Raw genomic sequence first — 435 nt, forward strand, 5'->3', positions numbered from 1 at the left:
AATAAAGACGATGTTTTAAAATATATAATCGTCGATCCAACATTTCAAAAAGACGGTGTTTTTGACAAAAATTTATACTACGATGTGCTAAGAAGAGCCAGGATAAACCCAACTGATTTTGAAGACAATCTAAAACTAACTATCTTGCTAGATAAACTTAGAACTATTTTAAATTTACCTGCTAGCAAAGAAGATATCGCTATGATGGAAGCTAGCTTTTTCATGCAAGATAAATTAGCTGTGCAAGTAGTAAATGCTGATCAAAACGATATCAAAGTAGATGAGAAAGAGCTAAAAGATCTTTGGGAGATAAATAAAAACAACTATATGACAAAGACACTTTATGGTATAGATACATACTTTGTCGAGTCAGAAAAAAGCGACGCAAACGAAAGCGTTTTAAAATCTTACTATAACGAAAACCAAGATAAATAT

Annotated in this window: 1 protein-coding gene; it reads left to right on the forward strand. The window is 31.0% G+C overall.

All coding sequences use genetic code 11. The features are described from left to right. Positions 1 to 435, forward strand: a 435-nt coding sequence (locus CYP28_RS00030; RefSeq protein ID WP_181000378.1) for a SurA N-terminal domain-containing protein, incomplete at both ends; no start/stop codon positions are given.

Source organism: Campylobacter concisus (genome assembly GCF_002914195.1).
GTDB classification, from domain to species: Bacteria; Campylobacterota; Campylobacteria; order Campylobacterales; family Campylobacteraceae; genus Campylobacter_A; species Campylobacter_A concisus_M.